Source organism: Frigoribacterium sp. CFBP 13729 (genome assembly GCF_014841875.1).
Taxonomy (GTDB): domain Bacteria; phylum Actinomycetota; class Actinomycetes; order Actinomycetales; family Microbacteriaceae; genus Frigoribacterium.
This window is the reverse complement of record NZ_JACYUR010000002.1, coordinates 563,778-587,249: the sequence shown is the minus strand read 5'-3', so window position 1 is coordinate 587,249 and position 23,472 is coordinate 563,778. Positions and strand designations below refer to the sequence as shown.

The 23,472-nt window shown below is 72.4% G+C and carries 19 protein-coding genes, 1 tRNA gene and 1 pseudogene; 9 read left to right on the top strand and 12 right to left on the bottom strand.

Annotated elements, in window-relative coordinates:
- Positions 1 to 305 precede the first annotated feature (305 nt).
- From IFT77_RS09120 to IFT77_RS09100, 5 genes are all read left to right on the top strand, one after another.
- Entirely contained in the window at positions 306 to 1,016 is a 711-nt protein-coding gene (locus tag IFT77_RS09120; RefSeq protein ID WP_314102750.1) for a phosphocholine cytidylyltransferase family protein, read from the top strand.
- A 49-nt stretch (positions 1,017 to 1,065) separates the two neighbouring features.
- On the top strand, positions 1,066 to 1,863 hold the full coding sequence (locus IFT77_RS09115; RefSeq protein WP_192169791.1) for an ABC transporter permease: 798 nt from the start codon (positions 1,066 to 1,068) through the stop codon (positions 1,861 to 1,863).
- Entirely contained in the window at positions 1,863 to 2,627 is a 765-nt protein-coding gene (locus tag IFT77_RS09110) for an ABC transporter ATP-binding protein (RefSeq protein ID WP_192041174.1), read from the top strand. Before IFT77_RS09115 ends, IFT77_RS09110 begins: the two co-directional genes overlap by 1 nt.
- A gap of 9 nt (positions 2,628 to 2,636) precedes the next feature.
- On the top strand, positions 2,637 to 3,425 hold the full coding sequence (locus tag IFT77_RS09105) for a hypothetical protein (protein ID WP_244638612.1): 789 nt from the start codon (positions 2,637 to 2,639) through the stop codon (positions 3,423 to 3,425).
- Positions 3,426 to 3,549: 124 nt separating this feature from the next.
- Positions 3,550 to 3,834 (top strand): hypothetical protein, encoded by a 285-nt coding sequence (locus tag IFT77_RS09100; protein WP_192169790.1) that lies wholly within the window; start codon positions 3,550 to 3,552, stop codon positions 3,832 to 3,834.
- Here the strand turns inward: IFT77_RS09100 and IFT77_RS09095 are convergent.
- The 6 genes from IFT77_RS09095 to IFT77_RS09070 all read right to left on the bottom strand — a co-directional run bounded on the left by IFT77_RS09095 (position 3,824) and on the right by IFT77_RS09070 (position 10,254).
- On the bottom strand, positions 3,824 to 4,132 hold the full coding sequence (locus IFT77_RS09095; protein ID WP_123548159.1) for a helix-turn-helix domain-containing protein: 309 nt from the start codon (positions 4,130 to 4,132) through the stop codon (positions 3,824 to 3,826). The genes IFT77_RS09100 and IFT77_RS09095 overlap by 11 nt on opposite strands.
- Positions 4,133 to 4,234: 102 nt before the next feature.
- Positions 4,235 to 5,515, bottom strand: coding sequence for a CDP-glycerol glycerophosphotransferase family protein (locus IFT77_RS09090; protein ID WP_371741001.1), 1,281 nt, complete (start codon positions 5,513 to 5,515; stop codon positions 4,235 to 4,237).
- Between the two features lie 60 nt (positions 5,516 to 5,575).
- Positions 5,576 to 6,463 carry a glycosyltransferase family 2 protein gene (locus tag IFT77_RS09085; protein ID WP_192169941.1) on the bottom strand — a complete coding sequence of 296 codons (888 nt, stop codon included), beginning with the start codon at positions 6,461 to 6,463 and terminating at the stop codon, positions 5,576 to 5,578.
- On the bottom strand, positions 6,460 to 7,266 hold the full coding sequence (locus tag IFT77_RS09080; protein ID WP_192169789.1) for a CDP-alcohol phosphatidyltransferase family protein: 807 nt from the start codon (positions 7,264 to 7,266) through the stop codon (positions 6,460 to 6,462). Before IFT77_RS09080 ends, IFT77_RS09085 begins: the two co-directional genes overlap by 4 nt.
- Positions 7,267 to 7,275: 9 nt before the next feature.
- Positions 7,276 to 8,319 carry a glycosyltransferase family 2 protein gene (locus IFT77_RS09075; RefSeq protein ID WP_192169788.1) on the bottom strand — a complete coding sequence of 348 codons (1,044 nt, stop codon included), beginning with the start codon at positions 8,317 to 8,319 and terminating at the stop codon, positions 7,276 to 7,278.
- Between the two features lie 147 nt (positions 8,320 to 8,466).
- Complete coding sequence (locus IFT77_RS09070) at positions 8,467 to 10,254, bottom strand: trypsin-like peptidase domain-containing protein (RefSeq protein WP_244638611.1); 1,788 nt, start codon at positions 10,252 to 10,254, stop codon at positions 8,467 to 8,469.
- A 159-nt stretch (positions 10,255 to 10,413) separates the two neighbouring features.
- On the opposite strand from IFT77_RS09070, the gene IFT77_RS09065 reads away from it, so the two are divergent.
- Positions 10,414 to 11,613 carry an aminotransferase class I/II-fold pyridoxal phosphate-dependent enzyme gene (locus tag IFT77_RS09065; RefSeq protein ID WP_192169787.1) on the top strand — a complete coding sequence of 400 codons (1,200 nt, stop codon included), beginning with the start codon at positions 10,414 to 10,416 and terminating at the stop codon, positions 11,611 to 11,613.
- A 25-nt stretch (positions 11,614 to 11,638) separates the two neighbouring features.
- On the opposite strand, the gene IFT77_RS09060 is transcribed toward IFT77_RS09065, so the two are convergent.
- The 4 genes from IFT77_RS09060 to IFT77_RS09045 form a co-directional block, all read right to left on the bottom strand.
- Positions 11,639 to 12,787, bottom strand: a complete 1,149-nt coding sequence (locus IFT77_RS09060; RefSeq protein ID WP_192169786.1) for a glycerate kinase — start codon at positions 12,785 to 12,787, stop codon at positions 11,639 to 11,641.
- 102 nt (positions 12,788 to 12,889) lie between these two features.
- Positions 12,890 to 12,966: transfer RNA gene (locus tag IFT77_RS09055), tRNA-Met, on the bottom strand.
- Positions 12,967 to 13,123: 157 nt separating this feature from the next.
- Entirely contained in the window at positions 13,124 to 16,030 is a 2,907-nt protein-coding gene (locus tag IFT77_RS09050) for a UPF0182 family protein (RefSeq protein ID WP_371741000.1), read from the bottom strand.
- A gap of 167 nt (positions 16,031 to 16,197) precedes the next feature.
- Positions 16,198 to 17,307 (bottom strand): PDZ domain-containing protein, encoded by a 1,110-nt coding sequence (locus IFT77_RS09045; RefSeq protein ID WP_371740999.1) that lies wholly within the window; start codon positions 17,305 to 17,307, stop codon positions 16,198 to 16,200.
- Positions 17,308 to 17,406: 99 nt separating this feature from the next.
- On the opposite strand from IFT77_RS09045, the gene IFT77_RS09040 reads away from it, so the two are divergent.
- Both IFT77_RS09040 and IFT77_RS17455 read left to right on the top strand, forming a co-directional pair.
- Positions 17,407 to 18,783, top strand: a complete 1,377-nt coding sequence (locus IFT77_RS09040) for a zinc-dependent metalloprotease (RefSeq protein ID WP_192041165.1) — start codon at positions 17,407 to 17,409, stop codon at positions 18,781 to 18,783.
- Positions 18,784 to 18,808: 25 nt separating this feature from the next.
- Positions 18,809 to 19,678, top strand: a pseudogene (locus IFT77_RS17455) (hypothetical protein); the annotation flags it as partial.
- On the opposite strand, the gene IFT77_RS09035 reads toward IFT77_RS17455, so the two are convergent.
- Together IFT77_RS09035 and nudC are read right to left on the bottom strand one after the other, a co-directional pair.
- A complete protein-coding gene (locus IFT77_RS09035; protein WP_192041164.1) occupies positions 19,677 to 21,389 on the bottom strand; it encodes a UvrD-helicase domain-containing protein in 1,713 nt (570 codons plus the stop codon). The pseudogene IFT77_RS17455 and the gene IFT77_RS09035 sit on opposite strands and share 2 nt — an antisense overlap.
- The gene (nudC, locus tag IFT77_RS09030) at positions 21,386 to 22,318 is read right to left on the bottom strand and encodes an NAD(+) diphosphatase (RefSeq protein ID WP_192169785.1); all 933 of its coding nucleotides are present in this window, start codon (positions 22,316 to 22,318) and stop codon (positions 21,386 to 21,388) included. The genes IFT77_RS09035 and nudC overlap by 4 nt, the downstream gene beginning before the upstream one ends.
- 74 nt (positions 22,319 to 22,392) lie before the next feature.
- Between nudC and IFT77_RS09025 the strand changes: the two genes are divergently transcribed.
- Complete coding sequence (locus tag IFT77_RS09025; protein WP_192041162.1) at positions 22,393 to 23,388, top strand: phosphotransferase; 996 nt, start codon at positions 22,393 to 22,395, stop codon at positions 23,386 to 23,388.
- The last annotated feature ends 84 nt before the right edge of the window (positions 23,389 to 23,472 follow it).

The following is a 23,472-nucleotide window of genomic DNA, read 5'->3' as shown; positions in this document are numbered from 1 at the left end:
GGGACACGACCTCGACCAGCACCTGCCGCTGAGCGACCGCTCGCGGTAGTCTGGGCGAGCACGACGACGTGTCCACATCGAGTCCCGAGGGTGAACGCCGCCCGAACACCAGACGGAGGGGCGCCACAGAAGGCGCCCGACCGCACCTCCCGGGGCACGACCCAGAAGCACGACCGACACCTGTCCAGACCCGGGGCCCGCCCCACGGATCTCCGATCCGAGGTCCAGGCGGCGCACCGTGACGGCCCTCACCACCGGCCGGCACGGAACGACAGGCAGACAGTCAGCCCCACGAGGAGACAGACGTGAGCAAGACAGACAGCACCGCCCCCCAGATCGTGATCCTGGCCGCCGGCCTCGGCAGCCGCCTCGGTCGTTCGCTGCCCAAGGCGCTCACCGAGCTGAGCGACGGCCGCACCATCATGCAGCAGCAGTTCGACAACATCCGGTCGGCGTTCGGGCCCGACGCCCGCATCACCGTCGTCGTCGGCTACAAGTTCGAGCACATCGTCGAGGCGTTCCCCACCGCCTCCTTCGTCTACAACGAGCAGTACGACCAGACGAACACCTCGAAGAGCCTGCTGCGCGCGCTGCGTGCCAGCACGTCGGGCGGCGTCCTCTGGATGAACGGCGACGTCGTGTTCGACCCCGAGGCGCTGCGCCGTGCCGCGCGTCAGGTCCGCGACGAGCAGTCGTTCGTCGCCGTCAACACCTCGAAGGTCTCCGACGAAGAGGTCAAGTACACGACCACCGCCGAGGGCTACATCGCGCAGCTGTCGAAGCAGGTCGTGGGCGGCCTGGGCGAGGCGGTCGGCATCAACTTCGTCGCCAAGGCCGACAAGGCCGTCCTCATGCGCCAGCTCGCCAAGGTCGACGCGCAGGACTACTTCGAGCGCGGCATCGAACTGGCCATCGAGCAGAACGGGCTACTCTTTGAGCCCGTGGACATCTCCGACCTCTACGCCGTCGAGGTCGACTTCGCCGAGGACCTGGAGCGCGCGAACCTCTTCGTGTGACCGGGGCCCGCCCCGTCGGCCGGGATGTCCCCCGAGACCGAGGACACCCGTGAGCACAGCCCTGGCCGATCGTCCCCGGCGCACCGGGGCCTCCCGCTACCGCCAGACGCTGTGGCTGCTGACCAGCCGCGACCTCAAGGTCCGGTACTCGACGTCCGCGCTCGGCTACGTCTGGTCGATCCTCGATCCGCTGGTGATGGCGGGGATCTACTTCTTCGTCTTCCAGGTGGTCTTCCAGCGATCGGTCGGCGAAGACCCGTACATCGTCTTCCTGCTGAGCGGGCTCCTCCCGTGGATGTGGTTCAACGGAGCGGTCTCCGACAGCACCCGGGCGTTCATCCGCGAGGCGAAGCTGGTGCGGTCGACGAAGATCCCCCGGACGATCTGGGTGTTCCGCCTGGTCGGCTCGAAGGGGATCGAGTTCGCCCTGAGCCTGCCGGTGCTCGCCCTGTTCGCGGTCCTCGGCCGAGCCGAGCTGCACTGGCAGGTGGTGTTCCTGCCCCTCGCCATGGTCATGCAGACCGTGCTCGTCGCCGGAGTGGGGCTGATCGTCGCCCCCCTGGTCGTGTTCTTCCGCGACCTCGAACGCGCGACCAAGCTCGCCCTCCGGTTCCTCTTCTACGCGTCCCCGATCATCTACGGCACCCGCGACCTGCCCGAGAGCCTGCACCTCCTCGCGGCCTTCAACCCGCTGAGCGGGATCTTCGGCCTCTACCGGTCCGCGTTCTTCCCCGAGCAGCTCGACCTGCTCGAGGTCCTCGTCGGAGGCGGCATGTGCCTGCTCCTCCTCGCCGTCGGCCTCACGGTGTTCCGGGCCAGCGAGCGCGCCGTGCTGAAGGAGATCTGATGACTCCCCCCACCGGCGACCAGCCCGTGATCCGCGTCGAGGGCGTCGGCATCCGGTTCCGCCGCAACCGCCGCGGACGCCGCTCCTTCAAGGACCTCTTCTCCGACTCGAGCCGGCGGTCCCGCCCCGGCGAGTTCTGGGCCCTGCGCGACGTCTCGTTCGACGTCCGTGCGGGCGAGGCGATCGGGGTCGTGGGCCGCAACGGGCAGGGCAAGTCGACGCTGCTCAAGCTCGTGGCCGAGGTCATCCTCCCCGACACGGGGTCCGTCTCGGTCTCGGGAGGCGTCGCCCCCCTCATCGAGATCACCGGCGGCTTCGTCGCCGACCTCACCGTGCGCGAGAACGTGTACCTGACAGCGGGCCTGCACGGCATGCGCCGGGACGAGATCGACGAGCGCTTCGACGAGATCATCGACTTCGCCGAGATCGCCGCGTTCGTCGACACCCCCTACAAGCACCTCTCGAGCGGCATGAAGGTCCGGATCGCGTTCGCCGTCATCTCCCGGCTCGAGGAGCCCGTCATCCTCGTCGACGAGGTCCTCGCGGTGGGCGACAAGGCGTTCCGCGAGAAGTGCTACGGGCGGATCGAGCAGATGCTGGCCGACGGCCGCACGCTGTTCCTCGTGTCGCACAACGAGCGCGACCTCAAGCGCTTCTGCGCCCGGGGCCTCTACCTCGACAAGGGCGAGCTGGTGTTCGACGGCCCGCTCGACGAGGCCCTGGCCCGCTACTCCTCCGATCATCCTCCCCGGCCCGCGGCGTAGCATCCGGTGATGCCCGATCGCCACGTCTTGCCCCGTCCCGCCGAGGACGACATCGTCCGCATCGATCCCGCCACCGGGTCTCCCGAGCCGTACCGGGCCGCGTCGCAGGACGGCCAGGTCGTCGACTCGGCGTGGCTGCGTCGTCTCGACCGCCTCCTCGCCGTCCAGCGGCCCGTGGTCGTCAAGCACGTCGCGGCCCTGCGGCGCCGCCACCGCAAGGCCGACCCGGCCAAGCTCATCCGCATCCTCGAGCGCGAGTACCTGACGGCCGTCACGTCCGGCGGGGCGGCCGTCGGGGCGAGCGCGGTCATCCCCGGCGTCGGCTGGGGCATCTCCCTCGCCCTCTCCGGGGTGGAGACCGCGGGGTTCCTCGAGGCGAGCGCCCTGTTCGCCCAGTCCGTCACCGAGGTGCACGGCATCGCCGTCACCGACCCGGAACGCGCCCGGGCACTCGTCATGACGATGATGATGGGCGCCCCCGGCGCCACCCTCGTCCGGCAGTTCGCCGGGGAGGCGCTGGGCACGGCCCCTGCCCGCAGCGCGTTCTGGGGCGAGCTGGTCACGCAGAAGCTCCCCAAGACGGCCATCAGCGGGCTGACCGACACCGTCCGCAAGCACTTCGTCCGGCGCTTCGCCGCGTCGCAGACCGCCACGGTCCTCGGCAGGGCCGTCCCGTTCGGGATCGGCGCGGTCGTCGGCGGCACCGGAAACCACCTGCTGGGGCGCAAGGTCGTCGCGAGCGCGAGGGACGCGTTCGGACCGGCTCCCGCCTCCTTCCCGGTCGAGCTCGGCGCCTGACGCACCTGCCGGCCCGACGGACCGCCGCGGCGTCGTCGTGCGGCGGGAGGTCGTTCCTCCCCCGACAGGGAGCAGTCCACAGGTCGGAGCGGGAAGGGTCGGGGGTCCGACCTACCGTCACGGCATGACTGTGACAGCTCCCACCGCCTACAACGTCCCCTTCCGCCTCGACCGCTCGCGCGGGCCGCGGATCGTCCGCCTCGTCAACGACGGCAGCGAGACCGTGTCGTCCCTGAGGGTCACCCTGCTCGGCTCCGGCCTCCTGGTGCCCGTGAGCACCGGCACCCTGGCCCCCGGGCAGTCCCTGGCCCTGAGCGTCATCGGCCCCGAGCTCGTGGCGAGCTCGATCGCGGTCGTGCGGTGGTTCCGGCCGTCCCGGGAGGAGTACCTCTGGCGGTTCAGCTTCTGACGGCGCGGGCGCGACGCTCCGCCACGTAGTCCGCAGCCGAGAAGGCCTCGAGCACGGGCGGCAGGTGGTCGCCCGACATGCCGCCGACCAGCACGGCCGGGTCCACGCCGAGCACCGCCGCGAGTCGCACGATCGTGTGGAGGACGGGGTTGCCGACGCCGCGCTCGATCTTGCCGTAGTTCGACACGTTCATCCCCGCGAGGTGGGCGACCTCGTCCTGGCTGAGCCCGAGGCGCTGACGCTCGCCGCGGACACGTTCACCGAAGAGCAGGGCGGCGGGAGACGAGGGATCGGGCATGCCTCATGGATACGCCCCTCAGCGATGCGGTGCCAGATTCCAGACGCCTGGATGCCACGGCCACGAGCGCTGCATGCCTCTGCCCTCGGCCGAGGACCGAGCCTAGGAGGCGGTCTCGCCGCCCGAGGACTCGGTGTCCGATGCGTCGATATCCGCCGCATCGGCGCGCCGGGCGAAGTCGTCCCTCCGCTCGACGAGCCGCAGCACCGCCTCCTCGAACCGCCTCGTGGCGGCGCCGGGAGTCGTGTCGCCGAAGTACCGGCGGACCCAGTGCTCGAGGCGTCGACGAGCCTCCGGGTCGTCACGGACGCGGTCCACCACGTCGACGACGTCGCCGGCCTCCGCGGCCTCGAGCCACTCGGCGGCCCCGAGGTAGCCTCGTTCGTCGACGTCGGCCTCGGCGGACGCCGGCCTCGTCACGAGGAGGGGCCTGCCCGTCGCGAGGCGGTCGTAGATCATCGCCGAGACGTCGGTGATCGCGACGTCCGCCGTCGTGAGCTGCCAGCCGAGCTGCGGACTGGTGTCGTAGATGTGGCCTGCTCCGGGCGCCGCCGCGTTCGCGGCCTCGATCGCCGCCACGACGGCCTCGTGAGCGCGCCGGTAGTCACGGTCGACCACCCCGCTGCGAGGGTGCGGGCGGTAGACGAGCCGGTGGCGCCCCGACGCCAGCAGCGCCTCGGCCAGACGGACGCCGTGTGTCGCGATGGACCCGTAGGTGGCCGCCGGGCGATCGCCCTCCCAGGTCGGGGCGTAGAGCACGACGATGCGGTCGTCCGGCTCGAACGGGGGCGTCCCCGCAGCGTGGTCGGCCTGGGGCCGGCCGATGGGCACGGCACGACGGTCGAGGTCGTAGTCCCAGAGGGCGGCCTCGAGCCGTGCCCGGGCGGCGTCGCCCGCGATGAAGGCGTAGTCGTACGCCTTGAACTGGTTCGTGGTCATGTACATCTTGTCGCTCTCGCCGTGGTTGACGAAGACGTGCCACATGCGCCCGTAGCGCATCATCTGGAAGTTCTTGGCGTTCTGGTTCACGTACAGGGTCATGGCCAGGGGCTGCGACCCGACGAAGTCCTCGAGGTCGACGACCTGACGGGCGTAGACGACGGGGACGGGCGACTCCTCCAGGAGGGCGAGCATGGCGCCGGGCGAGCGCGCGACGATGGCGACGGGGACGGTCTCGGCGAGATGGGCCAGCGGCGCGTACCACTGCCTGATCTGGTACATGTTGACCGCCGTGTCCGCGAAGTAGACGGCGACGCGGACCGTCCCGGGCGCCGGGCGCCGGCGGTCGTCGCCGAGACGCTCGAGCTGCCGGCGCTGACGCCGCGACTTCCAGGCACGCGAGGCCAGTCCCCTGGCGAGCGAGAGATCCCGTTTCAAGGGCACGGAGGGTCCTCCTGTGGTGCTGATGTCCCCGACGACCGTCGCGCACCGGGGTGTCCCAGGCTAGATCACCGGCGGTCGGCCGGACCTGGACATGCGCAGGACCGTTACCCAACCGATGGACCGACGGCCACCGGGAGACGTGCGCCAGCCCTCGGCCCAGCCGCCGAACCAGGCCCCGAGGCGGGCCGGCGTCGAGGCCCAGCGCAGCACCTGCACCGCCGTCCAGCTGCCGACGTACACGGGGACGAGCGGCCACGGCAGGTTCCGCTTGGCGAGCCACACCCGGTTGCGGGCGTTGAGCCGGTGGTACTCGGCGTGGCGCGCAGGGTCGATCGCGGGGTGGTGCGCCACGAGTCTGCCCTCGTAGCGGACCCGGAGGCCCTGCGCCCAGACCCGCCACGCGAGCTCGATGCCCTCGTGGGCGTAGAAGTAGGGCTCGCCCCAGCCCCCGCAGGCGTCGAAGACCCGGCGAGGCATCACCGTGGCGCCCTCCCAGACCGAGAAGACGTCGCTCGACACCGCAGGGTCGCCCTTGCGCAGCCGCGGGATCCAGCGGCGGGGCGAGGTGGCCCCGGAGGCGTCGACGACCCGGGGCTGGACGAGCCCCACGTCGCCCTCGTGCCGCATCAGCTCGATCGCGTCGGCGAGGAACGTCGGGGAGGGGATGCTCGCGTCGTCGTCGAGGAAGAACACCCACTCGCCCGACACGCGCTCGGCGCCGCGGTTGCGACCCGCGGGGATGCCGACGTTCTCGGGGAGCGTCAGGACCGACACGCCCTCGGGCACGGGGCCGGGGCCCCCGCCGTTCCCGACGCACACGACGTCGACCTCGACGCCGACCTGCGCGAGGACGCTCTCGAGGCCGCGGCGCAGGTCGTCGGGCCGGCGGCCCTGGGTCAGGCTGACGACCCCGACCCGAGGTGTCGAGCCAGCCGCCTCGCCGCTCAGGAGCGGACCCTCTTCGACGCCATGATGGCCACGAAGTGGCCCACGAGGGCGACCACGGACAACGGCAGCAGCAGCGACACGAGCACGCGGTCCGCGAGGGGCTCGCCGACGACCAGCCCCACGAGGGCGGCGACGAAGGCGAGCATCGTCAGCTCGACGGAGTGGTAGAGCCGGTGGAACGGGACGAAGCGGGCGGCGGAGCGGAGCCGCGACAGGAGGCGCCCGCTGGGGACGGTCGCGCCGCCGCGCTTGTCCTCGAGGCGGGTCAGGCCGGCGTTGGCCCGGGCCACGTGCACCATGTCGTTGAGGGCCTTGTTGAGGACGATGACGAGCGCGAGCGCCGTGCCGAGCGTCGTCCAGAGCCAGTCGGCGGGCACGTCGAACGGCCAGCCGGCCGCCCGGAGCCCGAGCGCCACGGGAATGAGGGCCTCGGTCGAGTAGTGCCCGACCTTGTCGAGGAACACCCCGGCCGGTGAGCTCGTCCCCCGCCACCGGGCGACCTCGCCGTCGCAGCAGTCGACCAGCATCTGCAGCTGGCCGAGGACGAGGGCGAGCATCGCGCCGCCGATGCCGGGCACGAGCAGCGCCGCGGCGGTGGCCCAGCCCGTGAGGATCATGAGCCCGGTGACGCCGTTCGCGGTGACGCTCGTCTTGAGCAGCCACCACGTGAGGTAGGGCGAGACGTCGCGCAGGTAGAGCGAGGCCGTCCAGTGCTCGGCGTTGGCACGGCTGCGGACCTCGGGCGGCTGGGCCACCCGTCGCAGCTCGGCGATGGACGTGGGACGCGTGGGCAGCGCGGTCATGGCGTGAGGCTATCTTCCCGTGTGCGCGGTGATGTTCCCCGTCAGGTCGAGGAACCCCGCCACGAAGCCGAGCCCCCAGCCGAAGTGGATGGAAGGCAAGACTACGAGAAACCACAGCCGCGTGCGGAGACCGTCGCCCCGGGCCACGAGGACGGCGGCCAGCACCACGAACGCGACGTAGAGACCCGGCACGACGAGCCCGAGCAGCGCCCAGGCCGCCGCCGTCCCCGTCAGCGCGCCGACGAGGCCCACCAGGCCGGCCAGCACGCCCAGGGCGACGCCCACCACCATCGCGGGCGGCACGAGGTAGCGGAGCGTGTTGGCCTTGGGGAACCGCCGCGCGAGCTCGCCCCGCCACAGCCCCGTGGCGACGAACTGCCGGGCGAGCTTGCGGAGGCTGGGTCGCGGACGGTACGTCACCACGAGCTCGGGCGTGAACCAGACGGTGCCCCCGGTGGCGCGGAGGCGGCGGTTGAGCTCCCAGTCCTGGCCGCGCTTGACGCCCTCGTCGAACAGTCCGACCTCGAGGAGGCGGTGGCGCAGGAAGACGCCCAGGTAGGCCGTCTCGGTCGGCCCCTCCGCACCTCCGACGTGGTGGGGCGTGCCGCCGAGCCCGACCCGGCTGCCGTACGCGCGGGCCACGGCCTTCTCGAAGGGCGTGCGCCCCTCCGCCAGCATGATGCCGCCCACGTTGTCGGCGCCGCTGCGGCGCAGCGCGGCGACGGCCAGCCGCGTGTAGTCCCGCGGGAGCACCGAATGCGCGTCGACCCGCACCGTGATCGGGTGCACGCTGGCGCGGATGGCCACGTTCAGGCCCGCCGGCGTGGAGCCGACCGGGTTCGGCAGGGTGCGGATGCGGGGATCCGCGGCCGACATCGCCGCGACGACCTCGTTGGTGCCGTCGACGCTCGGGCCGAGGGCCAGGAGGACCTCGAACGGCCCCTCGTAGTCCTGGTCGACGAGGCTCTCGACCGCGGCACGGATCTCTCGCTCCTCGTTGAGCACGGGCATGACGTAGGACACGCCGGGCGCCGGGCTGTCGGGGAAGGTCATGGAGGTGCCTCGGGATGCGGCGCTGACGCGCTGACGGACGAGACCGGAGCCCCGCGGAGATCCTGCCGAGCCTACCAAGGCCTCAGGGCGGGCCGGGGCAGCAGGTGCCCTGGTCCGCCCTGAGGAGGAGCCGTGTCGTCCCCGAGGTCAGCTCGTGAGCGTGTCCAGGGTCACCTGGGCGGTCGCCTCCGCGCCGTCCCGCACGTACGTCAGCTCGGCCGTGGCGCCCCCGGTCAGGAACCGGACCTGGGCGGTCAGGTCGGTGCGGCTCGTGACCGCGATGCCGTTGAACTCGGTGACCACGTCGCCGGCACGCAGGCCGGCCTCCTGGGCCGCGCCTCCCTGGCTGATCTCGACGATGAGCGCTCCGACCCGGTCGGCGCCCTGCGCCGTGGCCGCGTCGTCGACGCTCGCGCCGAGGAGGCCGTGGGTGGCGCTCCCGTTCGCGATGATCTCCTTCGAGACCCGCTGCACGAGGGCGGAGGGGATGGAGAAGCCCACGCCGATGCTGCCCGAGGACGAGCCGGAGCTGGCGATCGCCACGTTCAGGCCGATCAGGTCTCCCTTGGCGTCGAGCAGCGCGCCGCCCGAGTTGCCGGGGTTGATCGACGCGTCCGTCTGGATGACGGGCAGCGAGATCACGCTGCTCGCCTGGTTCTGGGTGCTCCCGTCGCCGTTGTTGAACGAGAACGGGCCCTGGCCGTTGTTGTCGCCCTGGTCGCCCTGGTCGCTGCCGTCGCTCGGCGCGGCCGAGGACTGGACGGTGATGCTGCGGTTCAGGGTCGACACGATGCCGTCGGTCACGGTGTTCGAGAGCCCCAAGGGCGCCCCGATGGCCACGGCGGTGTCGCCCACGTTGAGCTTGGACGAGTCGGCGAACGTGATGGGCTTCAGGCCCGTGGCGTCCACCTTGAGTACGGCGAGGTCGACCGTGGGGTCGAGGCCCACGACCTCGGCGGGCAGGATGTTGCCGTCGCTGAGGGTGACGGTCACCGTGCCGGAGGCGCTCGCGCCGTCGAGGGTGACGACGTGCGTGTTGGTGACGATGTAGCCGTCGTCGGAGACGATGACGCCCGACCCCGTGCCGCCCGACGATCCGCTCGCGACGTTGATGGTGACGACGGACGGCGTGGCCTTGGCCGCGACGGCCGTGATGGCCGTGGCGTCGTCGTAGTCGTTGACCGTGAGCTCACGGGACGGGCCGCTCGAGGCGGTCGTGCCGCCGCGTCCGTCGGCGACCACTCCTCCCACGACCCCGCCGAGCGCGCCGCCCGCGATCAGGCCGACGGCGAGGGCGGCCGCGAGGACGCCCTTGCCGCCGCGGCGCCTAGTCGTCGAGGTGGGAGGCGCCCAGGAGGCGGCACCCTGAGGAGCTCCGCCCGCGGCGGGCCGCCCGAAGGCGTCCGTCTGCTGCGACGACGCCTGCGCGTACTGCGGCGCCTGCTGGTACGACGAGGGCTGCTGGTAGGAACCAGGCTGCTGGTACGACGAGGGCTGCTGGTACGACGCCGGCTGCTGGTACGACGAGGGCTGCTGGTAGGAACCAGGCTGCTGGTACGACGCAGGCTGCTGGTAGGACGCGGGCTGCTGGTACGAGGCCGGCTGCTGCTGGTGGGCCGCGGGCTGCTGGTACGACGCCGGCTGCTGGGAGGACCCAGGCTGCTGGGGCGCGGCAGGGCGCCCGTCGGCCGAGCCGGCGCGCGCGGCCGCCTCGTCGGCGAGGGATCCCGGCGTGCTGCCCGGCAGGGGCGGTGCGCCGAACGTCACCGGGGGCTCCTGCCCGCGCGGAGCGGTGGCGGCCGTCTCGGGAAGGCCTGCGGCGTCCGGTCGGTCGGCCCGCGCCTCCTCGGCGGGGCCCCCGGTCGTCGGCGCCTCGTTCGTCGCGTCGTGGTCGGGACCGACGTGGTCGTCCGCGCCTCGGGGGGTCTCGTTCATGAGGGTGTGCTCCTTCCAAGCCCTGACAGCCTGGTCGCGCAAGCTGTGCAGCGCATAAGACCCGCCTGGGAGCGGGCTGCGGTCAGCTTATGCGTCCGCCGGTGAGGGTCGGCCTGCCCCCGCAGAGGTGACCGGTCGTGCGGGTACCGTGACAGCACCATGACTGCACCTGCCCCCTGGGAACGCGCCGCGCGCGGCGCGATGCTGCTCGACGGTGCCGGCCGCGCCGCGCCCACCGTCTTCGCCGAGATGTCCGCGCTGGCGGCCCGCACCGGGGCGATCAACCTCGGCCAGGGGTTCCCCGACGAGGACGGGCCCCGGGTCGTGCTCGACGCCGCCCACGCCGCCCTCGACGCCGGCCTGAACCAGTACCCGCCCGGTCGCGGCAGGCCCGAGCTGCTCGAGGCCGTCGCCGAGCACCAGCGGCGTTTCTACGGCATCGAGCTCGACCCGGGACGCGAGGTGCTCGTCACGGCCGGCGCCACCGAGGCCCTGGCCGCGACGGTCCTCGCCCTCGTCGACGACGGTGACGAGGTCGTCACCCTCGAGCCGTTCTACGACGCCTACGGAGCCGTGATCGGCCTCGCCGGCGGGGTGCACCGCACCGTCCCGATGCGCGGGGCCGAGTTCGCGGTGGACCACGCCGAGCTTCGCGCGGCGTTCTCCGACCGCACGGCCCTCGTGATCGTGAACGACCCGCACAACCCGACGGGGACGGTGCTCGACGCGGCGACGAGGCAGCTCGTCGTCGACCTGGCGCGCCGCCACGACGCCGTCCTCGTCACGGACGAGGTGTACGAGCACCTGCTCTTCGACGGTGCCGCACACGTGCCGCTCTCGACCCTGCCGGGCGCCGCGGAGCGCACGCTGAGCATCTCCAGCGGCGGGAAGACCTTCAGCACGACGGGCTGGAAGATCGGCTGGCTCACCGGCCCCGAGCACCTCGTGTCGAAGGTGATGACGGTCAAGCAGTACCTGACGTTCGTGAACGGCTCGGTCTTCCAGCCCGCGATCGCCGTGGGGCTGGGCATGCCCGACGAGTGGTTCGCGGGGCTCGCCGCCGGCCTGCAGCGCAAGAGGGACGTGCTGGCTGACGGCCTCGCCGCCGCCGGCTTCTCGGTCGCGCCGTCCCGCGGCGGCTACTTCGTCGTCGCCGACGCCGCCCCGCTCGGCTTCCCGGACGCCGCCGACCTCTGCCGGCGACTGCCCGAGCTCGCCGGCGTCGTCGGCGTCCCCGTCAGCGCCTTCTGCCACGAGGAGGCGGCGGTCGAGCACGCGTCGCGCATCCGGTTCGCGTTCTGCAAGCGCGCGGAGGTGCTCGAGCAGGCGGCTCGTCAGCTGGCGGCCCTGCGCGTCTGAGGCACGAGCGGGGCGCCTCCTCGGCTCACGGGGTCTTGCCGGCCGCACCGGCCGCGTCGCCCGCGCCGGCCGTGTCGCTGCGTGCCGTGGTGCGCTCGGCCAGCACGGCGCCGGCCTTCGCGAGCCACCGCTGCGGCTCCGCCCGCGAGGCGGCGGCTCCCCCGGCCAGGACGGACGTGTCGACGACGTCCACGAACCCGGCCGGGTCCGCTGCCACCTGGCCGGCCACCAGGGCGACCGGCACGTCGAGGGCACGAGCCGAGGAGGCGACCCACGAGACGAGCTTGCCTCCTGCCGTCTGCTCGTCGAACCGCCCCTCCCCGGTGACGACGAGGTCGGCCTCGGCGACCAGGCGGTCGAGCCCCACGGCCTCCGCGACGGCCTCCGCGCCGGAGACGACGGTCGCGCCCCAGACGAGGAGCCCGAAGCCCGTCCCGCCCGCGGCCCCGGCGCCCGGCCTCGACGGATCGGCGTCGACCAGCACGGCGAAGCCCTCGAGCGCGCGCTCGAGGGCGAGGACGTCGTCGGCAGTGGCGCCCTTCTGTGGACCGAACACAGCAGCAGCGCCGCGCGGTCCCAGCAACGGCGCCGTCACGTCGGACCAGATCTCGACACCGCCCGCGGGCAGGGGCCGGAGACCGGACAGGTCGACCCGCACGGCCGCGGCCAGCCCGTGCGACCCGTCGACCACGGGCTCGCCCAGGGAGTCGAGGAGGCGCGCGCCGAGCTCCGTGAGGAGCCCGGCGCCCCCGTCGGTCGACGCGCTGCCGCCCAGCCCGACGACGAGGCGCTGTGCACCTGCGTCGAGCGCGTCGGCGAGCACCCGGCCGAGGCCGCGCGTGTGGGCGTCGTAGGGCGCGGGTGCCGACATCAGCCCGAGGCCGCTCGACGACGCGAGCTCCGCCACGGCCGTGCCGTCGGGGAGCATCAGCCAGGACGCGGTGACGGCCCGACCGTCGGGGCCGGGCACGACGACCTCGTGACGTGTGCAGGTCGGGAGCGCGGACTCGAGGGCGTCGAGGGTGCCCTCCCCGCCGTCGGCCAGGGGCAGCTCGGTCACGTGGTCGCCCGGCCGCACGGAGCGCCAGCCCTCGGCGACGGAGGCGGCCACGGCGGCGGCGCCCGCGGTCCCCTTGAAGGAGTCGGGCGCGACGACGACGGCGAGGCCTGGCACAGGGACATGCTGGCACACCGGGCGCCAGGCACGGGAGGGTCGGACACCGGGAACGACAGAAGCCCTGATCGAGTGATCAGGGCTTCTGTCGTGGTGCGGCGTTGGTTGCGGGGGCAGGATTTGAACCTACGACCTCTGGGTTATGAGCCCAGCGAGCTACCGAACTGCTCCACCCCGCGGCACGAGAAGAAACTTATCACGGCAACTGACGCTCCACAAATCGAGGCCGTGCGAGGTGCTGTCGGGCGAGCCTGGTCACCCGCAGAGCGCCTGCGGAGACGGCGACGGCCGCCCCTCGACGAGTCGAGAGGCGGCCGTCGCCGTCAGGTCGTGACGTCACTGGCCGCTGGCGGCCACCGCGTCCTCGAGGGCGGTCTGGAGGCGCTGGTCGGCCTCCGCCGCCGCCACCAGGTCGTTCGACGCGTACGCCGCCGCACGGTCGTCCAGCGCGGACTGAGCGTCGGCCAGGGCCGCGTTCAGCGCCGAGTTGCCCGTGGCGGTGCCCGCGTCCGGAGCGGGCGTCGCCGTGCCCGGGTCGGTCGTCCCCGAGTCGGTGCCCGTGTCGCCGCCAGTGTCCGTCGACGTGCCGTCGTCCGTCTCGGGCACGGCGTCGTCTCCGGCCACCGCCCCGGAGTTGCCGCCGAACAGCGAGTCGAGCGCGCCGTTCAGGGTGTCCTCGAAGGCGATCTTCTCGCCGAACGAGACCAGCACCTTCTGCAGCACGGGGTACGACGTCTCGGAGTTCGACTTCACGTAGATCGGCTGCACGTAGAGCAGGCCGCCGCCGACGGGGAGCGTGAGCAGGTTGCCCCGCACGACGCTCGTGTCGCCCCGGGTGAGGAGCGCCAGCTGGTTCGCGACCGCCGTGTCGGTGTTGAAGTTGTTCTGCACCTGTCCGGGGCCGGGCACCGTGTCGGTCTTGGGCAGGGTCAGCAGCGAGAGCTTCCCGTAGTTCTCCGAGATCTCCCCCGGTGTCGAACCGGCGTCCGCGTTGGCCGCCAGGTAGCCGGTCAGCACGTTCCTCGCGTTCTCGCCCGACTGCTGCGGGATGTACGTCGAGTAGATGGAGAAGGCCGGGTCCTGGTCGGGAAGCTGGAGCGTCAGGTAGTACGGCGGCTGCAACGGCGGGCTGGCCGCGTTGCTCGTCGGCTCGTTGGGCGTGACCCACGCGTCGTCGCTCGAGTAGAACGAGTCCGCGTCGGTGACGTGGTAGGTGCCGAGGATGGCGCGCTGCACCTTGAACATGTCCTGCGGGTAGCGGACGTGCTGCATGAGCTCGACGCTCATGTCGCTGAGCGGGCTGACCGTCGACGGGAAGATCTTCTCCCAGGTCTTGAGGATCGGGTCCTCGGTGTCCCAGGCGAAGAGGTCGACCGACCCGTCGTAGGCGTCGACCGTCGCCTTGACCGAGTTGCGGATGTAGTTGATCTCGTTCGACGCGTAGACGGGACGCTCGGTGTAGGTGTCGGCGATCGCGTCGGACAGGGCCTGTGGCTTCGAGTACGGGTACTCGCGCGTCGTCGTGTAGGCGTCGACGATCCACTTGACCTTGCCGTCGACCACAGCCGGGTAGGGCGCGCTGTCGATGGTCAGGTACGGAGCCACCTTCTGCACCCGCTGCGCCGGGTCACGGTCGTAGAGGATCTGCGAGCCGTCGTTGACGGCGTCGGACAGGAAGACCTGCTCGGACTGGAACTTGATGGCGTAGATGAGCTTCTTGAAGGCGCTGTCGAGCTTGGGCCCGCCGTCGCCGCTGAAGGTCGTCGTCTGGTTCGTGCCGTTGTCGTTGCTGCCCGAGGGGTAGTCGAGCTCGATGTCGTCGCCGCCCTCGCCGCCGACGATCGAGTAGGCGGGCGACTCCTGGCCGAAGTAGATCCGCGGCTCGTACTCGTCAGCGTCGCCGAGCGCGCCGTTGACGGGGATGCCCGACTCGAGGAACACGGGCTGGCCGTCGGCCGAGCGCTGGTTGCCGTAGGCCGCGACGACGCCGTAGCCGTGGGTGTAGACGAACGTCGTGTTGTAGGGCGTGGCCGAGCTGCCGAGCTGGTCGGTGTTGAGCTCGCGCACGGCGATCACCGTGTCCTGCGTCGCTCCGTCGATCGTGTAGCGGTCCACGGAGAGCTGCTCGGGGAAGCTGTAGTACTGGCGGTACTGCTGCAGCTGGGCGAAGGCGTCGGTCACGAGGGCCGGGTCGATGATGCGGATGTTCGCGGTCGTGACCGCGTCGCCCGCCAGGGCGCCCGCCTCGGCGTCGGACACGGCGTCGTACGGCTGCTCCTCGACGTCGGAGACGCCGTACGCGTCCCGGGTGGCCTGGATGTTGCGGTCGATGTACGTCGACTCGACGGTGCGCTCGCTGGGCTCGACCTGGAAGCGCTGCACGATCCACGGGTAGATGCCGCCGACGATGATGCTGATGATGATCAACGCGGCGGTGCCGATGACCGACAGGCGCCAGCGGCCGATGATCGCGGTCACGACGAACAGCACGGCGACGACCGCCGCGGCGAGCGCGAGGATCTGCTTGCCGGGGATGCCGGCCGCGACGTCGGTGTAGGTGGCACCCGTGATGAGCTTGTTGGTGCCGTCGGAGAGCGTGGCGTACTGGTCGAGCCACAGGCTGACGCCCTGGAGCAGCAGGTAGACGGCGGCGGTCACAGCCAGCTGGATCCGCGCGACCCGCGAGATGCGGACGTCGCGGCCCGAGAAGCGGAGCGCTCCGTACAGGTAGCTCGTGGCGACCGCGGCGATGCCGCTGATCAGCACGACCGCCGACGCGAAGCCGACGACGCCCTGGTAGAAGGGCAGCTCGAACACGTAGAAGCCCACGTCGAGGCCGAACTGCGGGTCGGTCTGGCCGAAGGGCGTCCGGTTGAGCCACTGGAGGGTCGTCTGCCAGTTGGTGGACGTGGCGATGCCGGCGAACAGACCGAGGACCACGGGGACGCCGATGACGACGACACGGCGCAGCGGCTCGATGACCTGCTGGTAGCGGTCGAGCTGCGAGTTGAGCTTGGCGTAGACCGGCCGGAACCGGAACGCGACCTCGATGCTCACCCACACCGGCACGGCCATGGCCACGAAGCCGACGAAGAACATCGCCGCCCCGGCCAGCCACTGGGTCGTCAGCACGTTGGCGAAGCCCAGCTGGTCGTACCAGAGGTAGTCCGTCAGCAGCGACGAGAAGATGAAGAAGGCGATGACCAGGGCGGCGAGGACCGCCACCGTCACCAGGACGGGCAATCGGGGCGAGCGTCGTACGGGTCGCGACGATGCAGGTGACGTCAAGTGGTTGCTCCTGGATCAGGGGACGTGGACGGCCATCCTACGGGGGCCGCTCCCGAACAGGCTGCGAGCCCGCCCATCGTCCTCGACACGTCCAAGAGGGAGCTGGACGCGCCTCCTCGTGCCTACTGTGCCGAGCAGGTGGGCAGGGCCCCGGTGTCGCCTCCGTCGGCCACGGTCTCGAGCGCCGTCACGGCGTCGTCGAGCGTCGCGACCGAGTAGACGTCGAGCCCGTCGGGCACGTGGCCGACGACCTCGTCGCAGTTCGAGCGGGGCGCGAGGAAGACGGTGGCGCCCGCGTCGAGCGCGCCGTAGAGCTTCTGGCGGATGCCGCCGATCGGGCCGACCGTGCCGGAGGCGGTGATCGTGCCCGTGCCCGCGACCCGCTCGCCGCCGTTGAGCTCGCCGGGCGTCGTCTTGTCGATGATGCCGAGGGCGAACATCATTCCGGCGCTGGGGCCGCCCACCTTGTCGAGGCGCAGGGTGACGTCGAAGGGGAACGTGTAGTCGACGCTCACCCCGACCCCCAGCAAGGAGGTGCCCTGCACCTCCTGGGGCGTGATCCGCTCGGTCTCGCGCTGCCCCGACCTCTCGACCACCACCTCCGCCGGGGACGTGGCCCCGTTGTCGGCCACGATCGAGCGCAGGGCGTCGACGTCGCCGTTCGTCGTCAGGTCCTGCCCGTTGACGCTCACGAGCACGTCGCCCTCCTCGAGCACGCCCTCGGACGGACCGCCGGGCGAGACCTGGCTCACCGACACCGTGCTGGGGACCTGGTACCCCTCGTGCACCAGGGCGGCCGCGACGGCGGACTTCTGGGAGTTCTGCATGTCGACGGCGTTCTGCTCGTCGACCTGCTCGTTCGAGACGCCGGAGGGGTAGATCGCCTCGACCGGCACGACGGCCCGGCTCGGGGAGAACCAGGAGCCGACGACCTCGATCCAGCTCGGGCGGACGGACTCGTTGCCCTGGACGCTCACGGTGAGGAGGTCGAGGGAGCCCGCCGTGGGGTAGGTCTCCGCACCGTCGACGGTGATCAGGGGGGCGTCCTCGCCCTCGTACTCGGCGGTGCCCAGGGTGTCGAAGACGGGGCCGGGCTGCTCGATCAGGTACGGCGACGGGATGAAGGTGAGCGCGAGGCCGGAGACGAGCGCGACGCCGAGGAGGGACCAGCCCAGACGGCCGGAACGGCGACCGGCCGTGGCGGCTCGGGTCGGGGGCGTGAACAAGGCCACGGGTGTTCCTCTCGCTGTTCGCCACGGGCGCAGCGAAGGACCCTGGGGCATCGGCCGGGATCCAGGCTGTTCCTGGGGCCACGAGCTAGCGTAGCCACCATGACCGATGATCCGCAGCGCGAGCCTGAGGACGAGTTCCGCGACATGCTCCGCCAGTTCCTGTCCGGCGACTCCGAGATCGATCCGTCGCAGCTCGCGGGTGCCGCGGGGCTGCCGAACGACCCGGCCTTCGTGGCCCAGCTGATGAGCCAGCTGCAGTCCGCCGTCGCCCGCAGCGGCGACGGCATCGACTGGTCGGTCGCGACCGACCAGGCCGCCTCGGTGGGCACGCAGTCCGCCGTCGCGACCAGCCCGGCCGACGAGCGGGCCCTCGAGCAGGCGTTCCACGTCGCGGCCCTCTGGCTCGACGACGTCACCTTCGTCTCCGAGCTCACGGTGGCGCCTCGCCTCCTCACGCGCGCCGAGTGGGCACGGCTCTCGATGCCGGTGTGGACCCAGCTCGCCGAGCCGGTCGCCGAGTCCATCGCCGACTCGCTCACGAACGTCCTCCGAGAGCAGGCCCCGGAAGAGATGCAGCAGCTGCTCGCCGGTGCCAGCCAGGTGATGCGCAGCGTCGGCGGCACGCTGTTCGCCATGCAGCTCGGCCAGGTCGTGGGCCAGCTCTCGACCGAGGTCGTGTCCGGCGGCGACGTCGGCATCCCCCTCCTCGACGACCAGCAGGCCGCGCTCGTGCCGCAGAACGTCGCCGCCTTCGGCGAGGGCCTCGACATCGAGACCGACCAGGTGCAGCTCTACCTCGCGGTGCGGGAGCTCGCCCACGCCCGGCTGTTCCGGCACGCTCGGTGGCTCCGCCTCCACCTCATCTCGTCGATCCGCGAGTTCGCCCAGGGCATCCGCATCGACACCGCCCGGCTCGAGGAGCTGGCGGTCGACTTCGACCCCTCCGACCCGGGCGAGCTGCGCGACGCGCTGGCGAGCGGTGCGCTGATCCCCCCGAAGACCGACGAGCAGCTCGCCGCGCTCGGCCGGCTCGAGACGACCCTCGCCCTGATCGAGGGCTGGGTCGACGTGGTCACCGCCCAGGCCACCGCGCGCCTCCCCCGCTCCGCCGCGATCGCCGAAACGGTGCGCCGTCGCCGGGCCGCAGGCGGGCCGGCCGAGTCCGCGTTCTCCACGCTCGTGGGACTCGAGCTGCGACCCCGTCGACTGCGCGAGGCCGCGGCCATGTGGTCGGCCGTCTCGGAGGCGGTGGGCGCCGAGCAGCGCGACGCTCTCTGGTCGCACCCCGACATCGTGCCCACCAGCGCGGACGTCGACGACCCGCAGGCGCTTATCGCCCGGCTCACGTCGGACGAGCCGGCCTTCGACGACGTCGACCAGGCCATCGAGGACCTGCTGAACGACACCAGCGACGACCGTCCCCGCGAGGCTGAGGACGGCTCGGCCGACGAGCCCGGCTCCTCCCCCGCCCCCTGAGGTCCACGACGGCCCCCGAGCTCCTGTGGACAACCCCGCGGGGCCGGACGGCGTGGTCCAGTCTCGTCAGGTGCCCCGCTCCTCGCCGCTCCGTCTCCCTGCCCGTGCTCCCGTCGTCTGGCGTGATCCGTCGTCGCTCCAGATCGGGGTGGAGCACGTGCACGCTGTCGTCGACCGCGTCACGGCGGGGCAGGCGGAGTTCCTGGCCGCCCTCTCGGCCGGCCTCGGGGCTGGCGGCATCTCGGCGGTGGTGGTCCAGGTGGGCTGCGACAGGTCCGAGGCCGACGACCTGGTGAGGCGGCTCGGGCCCGTCCTCCTCCCTGGCCCCTCGGCACAGCTCGCCCTCACGCCCCGCCCGGTCGTCCGGCTCGCGGGGCGCGGTGCCCTGGCCGACGAGGTGGGGCGCCTGCTCGAGTCCTGCGGCCTCGGCGTGCTCCTCGAGGACGGCGAGTCGGCCGCCTCGGCCGCCTCGACGCCGGGTCGGGTCGACGGGGCGCGGCAGCAGGTCGGCGTCGTCGTCGGCGGCCTCGCCCTCGACCCCGTCGTCGTGTCCGAGTGGCTGCGCCGGGACGTGCCGCACGTCCTCGTGCGCGTCGGCGACCGCTCGGTCCGCGTCGGTCCGGTCGTCGTCCCCGGGGTCACGGCCTGTGCGCGGTGCCTGCACCTCCACGACGGCGACCGCGACCGTGCGTGGCCGGCCGTCGCAGGGCAGCTGGCCGCGCTCCCCGTCGCCGCGCCTCCCCTGCTCGTCCTGCGGGACGCCGCGGTCCGGACCGTCCGCCGCGTCCTCGCGGCGACGACGTCCCCGGCCGGAGGCGACGGCGACGGCGAGCGCCGCGTCGGCGGCTCCCCGCCGGCAGAGGTCGTCCGCATCGACCTCGACACCTACGAGGTCAGCTCGTCGGTCGTGCGGCCCCATCCCGGCTGCGGGTGCGGAGCTCCTCCAGGAACCGGCTCGGTCGACGCTCGCCGCCCCGGCCCTGGCCGCTCGGCGCCCACGAGAGACGCAGTCGCTCCCGCGCCCGGGTGATGCCGACGTACAGCAGACGACGCTCTTCGTCGATCGCCTCGAGGCCCTGGGCGTAGCTGATCGGCACGAGACCCTCGCTGAGGCCGATCAGGTAGACGCTCCGCCACTCGAGGCCCTTGGCCGAGTGCAGCGTGGCGAGGGTGACCGCGGCCATCGTCGGCTCGTGCTGCCCGGCCTGCCTCGCCAGCAGCTCCTCGACGAACTGCACCAGGGTCGTCCCCTCCGGCGAGGCCTCGGCGAGGCCCATCAGGGCGTTCAGCGACTCCCAGCGGTCGCGGAGGGCGCCTCGCTGCTCCGGCGCCTCCTGCGTCCAGCCGAGGGAGCGCAGCACGTCGCTGACCGTCTTGAAGAGGGGCTCGCCGATGATGCTGACCGAGGCTCCCTTGAGCATCATCACCGCCTCCTTGACCTCGCGGAGGTCGAAGAACCGGGTGGCCCCGTGGATCCGCGTCGAGACTCCCACGTCGGCCAGGGCGCGCTCGAGGGCCGCGGCCTGGACGTTGACCCGGTAGAGCACCGCGATCTCCTCCGGCGCGACCCCGCTGCGGATCTCGTCGGCGATCGTCTGCGCGACGCCGCGGGCCTCGGCCATGTCGGTCGGGTACTGGACGACGGGCGGCACCGGCCCCGTCGACTCGACCGCCGGGTGGAGGTGCAGCGCGCCGGGCCGGCCCCGCATCAGCTGGTTCGCCGTGTCGACGATCTGGCGCGACGACCGGTAGTTCTGCTCGAGCCGGACCACGGTCGCGTCGTCGTAGCGCGAGCCGAAGCCCAGGAGGTAGTCGGCCGACGCCCCGGCGAACGAGTAGATCGTCTGGCTGGCGTCGCCCACGACGCAGAGGTCGTTGCGGTCGCCGAGCCAGAGCTCGAGCAGCTCCTGCTGCAGCGGGGAGACGTCCTGGTACTCGTCGACGACGAAGAAGCGGTACTGCTCACGGACCTGCTGCGCGACGCGGGGCTCGAGCTGCATCATGCCGACGGTCGCCAGGAGGACGTCCTCGAAGTCGAGCTGCCGGCGCTCGTCCTTGATGTCCTCGTAGGCACGGTGCAGATCGACGGCCTTCTCGACGGTGAGCGCCTGCGGCAGGTTCCGCGAGTGCGCCTTCACGGCGTACTGCTCCACCGTCAGCCGCGACACCTTGCGCCACTCGATCTCACCCGCCGTGTCGCGCAGCGACGCCGTGTCCAGCTTCAGGCCCACACGCTCGGCCGCGTGCGCCAGGAGCTTCCCCTTGCTGTCGATCAGCCGCGGCATCTGCCCGCCCATCGTCTGGGGCCAGAAGTACGACAGCTGCGACAGCGCTGAGGCGTGGAAGGTGCGAGCAGAGACCCCGCCCGCACCGAGCTGGCGGAGGCGCCCCCGGAGCTCGGCAGCAGCACGCGACGTGAACGTCAGGGCCATCACGCGCCCGGGCGCGTACACGCCGGTGGCGACCCCGTAGGCGATCCGGTGGGTGATCGCCCTGGTCTTGCCCGTGCCGGCCCCCGCCAGCAGGCAGACGGGGCCGAGCAGTCGCCTGGCCGCCTCGCGCTGCTGCTCGTCGAGGCCCGCGATGAGCGACGCGGCGTCGCTCACTGGTCGAGCTCGGCGCCGAACCAGTCCTCGATGATGGCGCGTGCGATGGAGGTGCGGCCGGGCAGGAGGACCTCGCCGAGCGAGGCGGCCAGCTCGTCGCGGCTGAACCAGCGCAGGTCGAGGATCTCGGCGCCGTCGGGCTCGAGGGTGCCCGGGTCGTCGACGTCGACGCGCGCCGTGAAGCCGAGCATGAGGCTGGCGGGGAACGGCCAGGGCTGCGACCCCACGTAGCGCGGGTCGACGACCTTGACGCCGCTCTCCTCGAAGATCTCGCGCTGGACCGCGTGCTCGAGGGACTCGCCCGGCTCGACGAAGCCCGCCAGCAGCGACCAGCGGTTGGACTCCCACAGCGCGTTCGAGCCGAGCAGGAGGCGGTCCTCGGCGTCGGTGACGCCCACGATGATCGCCGGGTCGGTCCGGGGGAAGACCTCGTGGCCGTCGTCGGCGTCGCGACCGACCCACCCGGCCTTGTCGCGGACGAGGGGACGGCCGGTACGGGGCGAGAACCGGTGCGAGTCGTGCCAGTTCGCGAGCGCCACGGCCTCGACGGCCAGGCCGGCGTCCCGGTCGCTCAGCCGGGTGCCGAACATGCGGACGCTGCCCCAGTCGTCGTCGGTCGCCGACAGCCGGGCCGAGGCCTCGTCGTCGAGCAGGGCCGCGACCAGGGGCGTGCCCACGGGCTCGGCCGCGTCGGGGTCGAGCGACCGTCCGAGGTAGAGGTAACCGGCCGCCTCGGGGACCTCGCTCGGGGGCAGGAGGGCGAGACGGTCGCCGCCCGCCATCAGCAGGCGGGTGCCCCACACGGGGAGCACGCGCGTGCCCTGCTCCGCGAGGAGCTCGGGGATCGCGTCGGGTTTCTCTCGCGTGAGGTAGTCGCGGTCGACCTGGTGTCGGGCGAGGGGCAGCCGGGACGTGAGCGGCGAGGACATCGGACGACCAATCATCGCGAGTTGACAGCGTGGCGAACGGCGGAGCACCGGACACTGCGGCCTACCCTGAGGGCATGGCCAGATCTCACCTCACTCTAGCCGCGTTGGCCACGGCCGCCGTCGCCGACCTCGACGTGCGCACGACCTCCCCGCACGGCTCCTCGACCGGCGACGTCGACTCCGCGCTGCTCACGACGGGGGCCGGTGACGAGCTCATCGTGCGCGTCCCCCGGTCGCAGCGTGCCGAGGCACAGCAGTCCGCCGACCTGGTCGCCCTCCGGGCCCTCAGCGCGGGCGTCCGCGGGCGTCTGCCCTTCGCCGTCCCGTCCTACCGGGGCCAGGCCCCCGTCGGCCGGACCCGCGGGATCGTCTACGACTTCATCGCGGGGACGCACCTCCGCACGGCCCAGGTGACCGGCGGCTCCGGCCTGCCCACGGCCCTCGGCCGAGGCGTGGCCGCGATCCACGCCCTGCCGACCAGCTTCGTCACCGACGCGGGGCTCACGAGCCACACGCCGTTCGAGGCGATGCGCTCGACGGCCTCGCTCGTCGACCGCGCCGCCTCCACCCGGCTGCTGCCCGCCGCGCTGCTCGAGCGGTGGGAGGCGGCGATCCAGGACCACGTGCTGTGGCAGTTCCAGCCCACCGTCGTCAACGGCTCCCTCGACGCGGCGTCCTTCCTCGTCCTGGACGGCGCCGTCACCGGGGTGCTGGGCTGGCACGACCTGCAGGTCGGCGACCCTGCCCGCGACCTCGCCTGGCTGCTCGGCGCCGGCCCCGAGGCCGTCGACTCCGCCTTCTCGGCCTACAACGACGCCCGGGGCACGAGCGACCACCAGCTCCGACGCCGCGCCACCCTCTACCGCGAGCTCGACACGGCGAAGTGGCTCCTGCACGGCACCGCCACGAAGAACACCGCCGTCGTCGACGACGCCGTCGGCATGATGGCCGCCCTGGTCGACCGGCTGCAGTCTCCCGACGGGGTGTCGATCTCGTCGGACTCGACGGCCGCGCTCGACCTCGACGGCGTCGAGGAGCTGCTCTCGACCACCGAGCGCCGGCACGGCTGAGACCCGGTCGGGCTGACGACCGGACCGGCGGATACCCGGTCGCGCTGACCCTCGGCTCGACCGAGCTGCCCGTCGCGCCTGCGC